The 6000-nt window shown below is 34.8% G+C and carries 4 protein-coding genes and 1 tRNA gene; 2 read left to right on the top strand and 3 right to left on the bottom strand.

What is annotated here, in order from left to right:
* Nucleotides 1-327: 327 nt before the first annotated feature.
* Together DCO46_RS05240 and DCO46_RS05235 are read right to left on the bottom strand one after the other, a co-directional pair.
* Nucleotides 328-828 carry a GNAT family N-acetyltransferase gene (locus DCO46_RS05240; RefSeq protein ID WP_116751512.1) on the bottom strand — a complete coding sequence of 167 codons (501 nt, stop codon included), beginning with the start codon at nucleotides 826-828 and terminating at the stop codon, nucleotides 328-330.
* A gap of 273 nt (nucleotides 829-1101) precedes the next feature.
* Nucleotides 1102-1174: transfer RNA gene (locus DCO46_RS05235), tRNA-Met, on the bottom strand.
* A 116-nt stretch (nucleotides 1175-1290) separates the two neighbouring features.
* Between DCO46_RS05235 and era the strand changes: the two genes are divergently transcribed.
* Both era and der read left to right on the top strand, forming a co-directional pair.
* Nucleotides 1291-2172 (top strand): GTPase Era, encoded by an 882-nt coding sequence (gene era, locus DCO46_RS05230; protein ID WP_116751511.1) that lies wholly within the window; start codon nucleotides 1291-1293, stop codon nucleotides 2170-2172.
* 415 nt (nucleotides 2173-2587) lie between these two features.
* A complete protein-coding gene (der, locus tag DCO46_RS05225) occupies nucleotides 2588-3898 on the top strand; it encodes a ribosome biogenesis GTPase Der (RefSeq protein WP_116751510.1) in 1311 nt (436 codons plus the stop codon).
* Nucleotides 3899-3979: 81 nt separating this feature from the next.
* On the opposite strand, the gene DCO46_RS05220 is transcribed toward der, so the two are convergent.
* Nucleotides 3980-5839, bottom strand: a complete 1860-nt coding sequence (locus DCO46_RS05220) for a hypothetical protein (protein ID WP_116751509.1) — start codon at nucleotides 5837-5839, stop codon at nucleotides 3980-3982.
* Between the last annotated feature and the right edge of the window lie 161 nt (nucleotides 5840-6000).

Here is a 6000-nt window from a genome sequence, read left to right as displayed (position 1 = left end):
TAGTTTTCCGAAGTTCAAAGATAAAGCCATTCGGATTAAAAAAACTGAATTTCGAAGATAAAAAAATATCCCGTAAATATTCTTTTTGTAAGATATTGTGCCTAAATATTTATCCATTTGAAAGAATGGAATTTTGATTTTGAATCTTTTCAACCGCTTGCGCGAGCGTCTCGCTCGTGAACGAAAGTTTTTTAGATTATTCTCAAAACAAAAAAAGCTCCAGATTTCTCTGAAGCTTTTGTTTTAGTAGGGTTTCTAATTTTGCCCAATTTAAATATATAATTTATTATTGAATTTAATTTTTTTATTTTGTCAACATAAATGACATTATGATCTTTCTATCTTAAAATAGGCTAGTTCCTCTTCATTTCTTATCAAATTGTCTAATCGTTTAAATCCGGCTTTTTGTAGCACATTTTGTGAGCCAGTGTTATCGAGATCTGTTATGGCTACAATTTCTTTCGTATTTGTATTTGCAAAACTATATTGTGTTATTGCCTTACATACTTCTGTAGCAATACCTTTTCCCCAATATTCCCTACTAAGTACATAGCCGATTTCTATTTGTTTTATATTGTGCGCAAAAATACGAGCAACACAAATTCCTATAAAATTATTATTTGTAGTGTCAAATATCGCCCATCGACTAAGATTTTTCGTTTCATAATTTTCAAGCAATTCATTAAACATTTCTACATATCTTTCTGGTGAAGTATCAGGAAGGTATTGTGTAACTTGATTATCTTTAAAAAGATCTAAAAATGTTTGTTGTTCCTGAGATAAAAATTCTCGAATAATTATTCTTGAACTTTGATAAAGAGTAGACATTGATTATATTGAGATAAATAATTTAAAATTAATAGCAGAATTTTTTGCTTGTATATACAGTCAAATTTACAGAAAATAAATAGAGTAAACTTCGCCCTCTTCGAAATGTTTAATTTGTTTCGGGAAAGTTATATGATTTACATCTTTCAAAATAAAAAAATGTAGACAAAAAATCCGCAACGATAGCGCAGATTTGCAATCTGTGCCCGCAAAGAGAATCAGAAAGCTATAAACAAAAAAAGCTCCAGATTTCTCTGAAGCTTTTTGTTTTAGTAGCGGGAACAGGACTCGAACCTGTGACCTTCGGGTTATGAGCCCGACGAGCTGCCTACTGCTCTATCCCGCGATGTTTCGGGTGCAAAGATACGCCGTTTTTTGAGAAAAACAACGAAAACTTTAAAAAATGTTTTATTTTCTGTATTGAGTTGATATGACTACCTTTGCACCTTAAATATTATGCAAATGTCACATAAAGCAGGATTCGTAAACATTATCGGAAATCCAAATGTTGGAAAATCAACCCTGATGAACGCCTTCGTTGGAGAAAGATTATCGATCATTACATCAAAAGCACAAACTACACGTCATAGAATTTTGGGAATCGTAAACGGAGAAGACTTTCAGTTGGTTTTGTCTGATACACCCGGAATCATCAAACCGGCTTACGAAATGCAGGAATCGATGATGAACTTTGTAAAATCGGCTTTTGAAGATGCTGACATTTTGATTTACATGGTCGAAGTAGGAGAGCAGGATTTAAAAGATGAAGCTTTTTTTAATAAAATCATTCACGCTAAAATTCCGGTTCTGTTGTTATTGAATAAAATCGATAATTCAAATCAGGAACAATTAGAAGAGCAGGTTGCTTTCTGGAAAGAGAAAGTGCCAAATGCAGAGATTTTCCCAATCTCGGCGCTGCAGAATTTTAATGTACCGGAAGTTTTTGGAAGAATCATCGAATTATTACCAGAATCTCCGGCTTATTATCCTAAAGATCAGCTAACAGACAAACCGGAACGTTTCTTTGTAAACGAAACCATTCGTGAAAAAATCCTGTTGAATTACAGTAAAGAGATTCCGTATGCGGTTGAAATCGTTACTGAGGAATTTTTTGAAGACGAAAAAATCATCAGAATCCGTTCTGTAATTATGGTCGAACGCGAAACCCAAAAAGGAATCATCATCGGACATAAAGGTGCAGCCCTGAAAAAAGTCGGAATGGATTCCCGCCTGGATTTAGAGAAATTCTTCGGAAAACAAATTCACATCGAACTTTATGTAAAAGTGAATAAAAACTGGAGAAGCAATGCCAATATGCTAAAACGATTCGGTTATAATCAGTAAATTTTAATCGTTGATTTATTTCAGGTTTCAGGTTTGAAATGCGAAATTGGAATAATTGAAAAATTCTTTTAAAAATGAGTGCCCTAGCCCAGATGGGAACGGCATCCTTTTATGGCGGGGTTCGCCATAAAAGATATAGTGGACAGCTGGATTAAGCTCCTGAAAAATAAATAGCTTTCAATTTTTTGATTATACTTTCTGCGTTCTAAAACTTGAAACGTGAAACCTCAAACTTGAAACAAAAAACAATAAAAACTTAGGTACTTTGAAACTTAATCCCGAGGCTTCGGGATAGCAACTTTTTTTAACTACCTTTGCAAAAAATTAAAATAAAGCATTTTAGGTTTATAATTTATTGTGATCTAGTCAAAAACGAAATCTGAAATTGTGAATCTGAGATCTAAAATTCAAAAAAATGAATAACATTGTTGCGATAGTAGGAAGACCTAATGTAGGGAAATCAACCCTTTTTAATAGGCTGATACAAAGAAGAGAAGCTATTGTAGATTCAGTATCTGGGGTTACCCGTGATAGAAACTATGGTAAAAGCGAGTGGAACGGAAAAGAGTTTTCTGTAATTGATACCGGAGGATACATTCGCGGAAGTGATGACGTATTTGAAGGTGAAATTCGTAAACAAGTTGAGCTTGCTATCGACGAAGCCGATGTTATTATTTTTGTAGTTGATGTTGAAGAAGGAATTACGCCAATGGATGAAACCGTTGCTAAATTGCTTCGTAAAGTAACAAAACCGGTTTTATTAGCAGTAAATAAGGTTGATAACGCAATGCGTGAAAAAGATGCTGTTGAGTTTTATAATCTTGGTTTAGGTGAATATTTCACATTTGCAAGTATTTCAGGAAGTGGAACAGGAGATTTATTAGATGCCTTGATTGATTCTTTCCCAGAGAAACCAGAACCTGTTCAGGAAGAAGTGGTTTTACCGCGTTTTGCTGTTGTAGGTCGTCCAAATGCAGGTAAATCAAGCTTTATCAATGCATTAATTGGTAAAGAGCGTTTCATGGTAACGGATATTGCAGGAACAACTCGTGATGCAATTGATACCAAATTTGACCGTTTTGGTTTTGAGTTTAACTTAGTGGATACAGCGGGAATCCGTCGTAAAGCTAAAGTGAAGGAAGATTTAGAATTTTATTCTGTAATGCGTTCTGTAAGAGCAATTGAGCATGCAGATATTTGTATATTGGTTATCGATGCAACCCGTGGATTTGAAGGTCAGGATCAGAGTATTTTCTGGCTGGCAGAAAAAAATCGTAAAGGTGTTGTAATCTTAGTAAACAAATGGGATTTGGTTGAAAAAGATACCATGTCTACAAGAGATTACGAAGAGAAAATCAAAAAAGAATTAATGCCTTTTACAGATGTGCCAATTTTGTTCGTTTCGGCTTTAACGAAACAACGTTTATTGAAAGCATTAGAAGCGACAGTTCAGGTTTTTGAAAACAGAAAACAAAGAATTGCCACTTCAAAATTCAACGAATATATGTTGAAAGTAATTGAAGCTTATCCGCCACCGGCAACAAAAGGTAAATATGTAAAAATTAAATATTGTATGCAGTTGCCAACCCAAACGCCTCAGTTTGTGTTTTTCGCCAACATGCCTCAATATGTTAAGGAACCATACAAGAGATATCTTGAAAATAAAATCAGAGAAAATTGGGATTTTGCAGGAGTTCCGATTGATATTTATATCAGAGAGAAATAAAAAAATCCTTTTAGGAATCAATAAAAAAAGCAACATTTCAAACTTTGAAATGTTGCTTTTTTACTTCATAAATTTTTCATTTTAAACATCATAAAAGAAAAGTTGTTCCAATGGTGAGCCTCCATCAGAATCACCATCTTCTCCATTATGTTTTCTGGTTGAAGAATAGAGTTTTAAACTATAAGTACAACGTGTCAGATTATCAGGCGGAGTATTTAGTACAGAATCATCTTTTATTCTTTTTACCAATGTTGTATTATCTATTACACCATCAGCAATATCTCTGTTTATAGTAAGGCTATTGCTGTTTAAATGTAATTTGCCAGAAGCTAAATACGGATGGTACAAAGTATATTTTGCAGTGACCAAACCACTAATAGGATCACAAAGTGTAGTTTCTTCAAGCTCCTTAATTGCCAGTCTTCTGTAAATCGGGTTGTTATTCATAATAACCGAATTCAATATTTTTCCGCCATTTATATTGTTAAACTGATTTGCAGCTTTGTTAATTACTTCTCTGATCTCAAAACGTATGGCAAATTTTTCAACCCCAATTTCATTTGTTGGCGGAATAGGCTGTCCTGCACTAAAAATATTGGGAACATCCGCAGCAGTGGTTAAGGCTGCCGTGTTCATTGCGATTAAGGTGTCTTCTTCAATAATATTATATAAAGCCAGATCTGCCGGGGTTAAACCAGCATTGACCAATGCTCTTTCTATCGCATGGTTAACGTCGAACCAGCCTTCGGCGTCAAAATCAGACTGGTCACTATACACCGAAATCTGATTAAGAATAGGAGAATACACTTTTCGGATTAATTTAGAAACAACCCCCGGGACAAACAAATTAGGATATAACCCTACTATTTTAGTAAAACCTGCCAATGGAGGATTGTTTGCGTCATCGTTTGGAAGAGTCACATCACTTACAGAAAAACGGTATTCAATCGGATTTCCGGCTGCGGATCTCAAAGCGGCCTGCCCGGTCAGTTTTATAGTTGAAAACAAGACATTTTTATCGGAACTGGCGTAACCTTCAGCATCAAAATCTGGAGCACTTGTTCCGTAAGAAGAGCTAAATTTAGACCCAATTCCTGTCCACGCACTCGGAAAAGTTTCTCCCGGATCGGTTACGGATATTTCAGAACATAAATTTACGCACAGGCAATAGCCCACATTTTTACGCGCATCTGCCTTGGTTTCATCTACCAATTTTGTTCCCGATAACTCGGCTTTGAAATAGACATCAGGGCCACTTTGGAAAGAAAGAAAACTGGGATCGGTTTCAATGTTTATCCACGGCGATAAAAATGTCTTTTTAAAATCTGCCGAAGAATAATCAATTCTAAAATGTCCGTAAGAATCTGTTGTTGCAGACCCCAAATTGTCATCCGTAAGGAAATCAGCATCCATTGCAGTAACTTTTGCATTGGCAATTGGCTCATTTGTTCTGCAATTCATCAGGTGGCCACAAATAACCCAGGCATCAAAAAAATGTCCTCTTATGTAGCACCACCATTTGTAAGCAATATTATATTCCCATCTGTAATTTTGGCTTTGTACCTGTTTTGCAAGTTCTTCATATACAGAAATAGTAGTAATGTGAAACTGCAGTATTTCGTCTCTTTTTGGTTTTGGAGGTTTTGGCGGAACTGTACCACAAATAAAATCAATGTCAAGATCAGCTCTTAAATATTGTTCATTGATTTCAAATTCAAAATTTCCGTTTTTGTCTGTCATTGCTTTGCCAATCAGCAATTTTTCTCTTTGTTTTACTTCTTCTTTTAAAACTAAATGAAATGTTTCTTTTATGTTTGAAGTCGAATTAGCCGGAGTTTCATTTCTGTACGGAAGATAAAATAAAACTTCAACATCTGATATAACCTCAATACAGTCTTCGCATACATGTCCTCTTAAGGAGCCTTTTAAAATATTTCTCATGATAATTTGGTTTAATTTGCCTACTTTAATCAGTTTTCGGCTTCTCTGTCATACTCTTTTAAGGATTTTCTGAAAATCTCCTTGTTTTAAAAATTCGAGATAGCAAAGTTTTTGTATTTTAATGAGAAAGATATTAGGCTAAATACTGTTTTTAAGCGGGG

This window comes from Flavobacterium sp. HTF, from assembly GCF_003105115.1.
Taxonomy (GTDB): Bacteria; Bacteroidota; Bacteroidia; order Flavobacteriales; family Flavobacteriaceae; genus Flavobacterium.
Note: the sequence above shows the minus strand (reverse complement) of the source record. Positions and strands in the feature narration are given on the sequence as shown.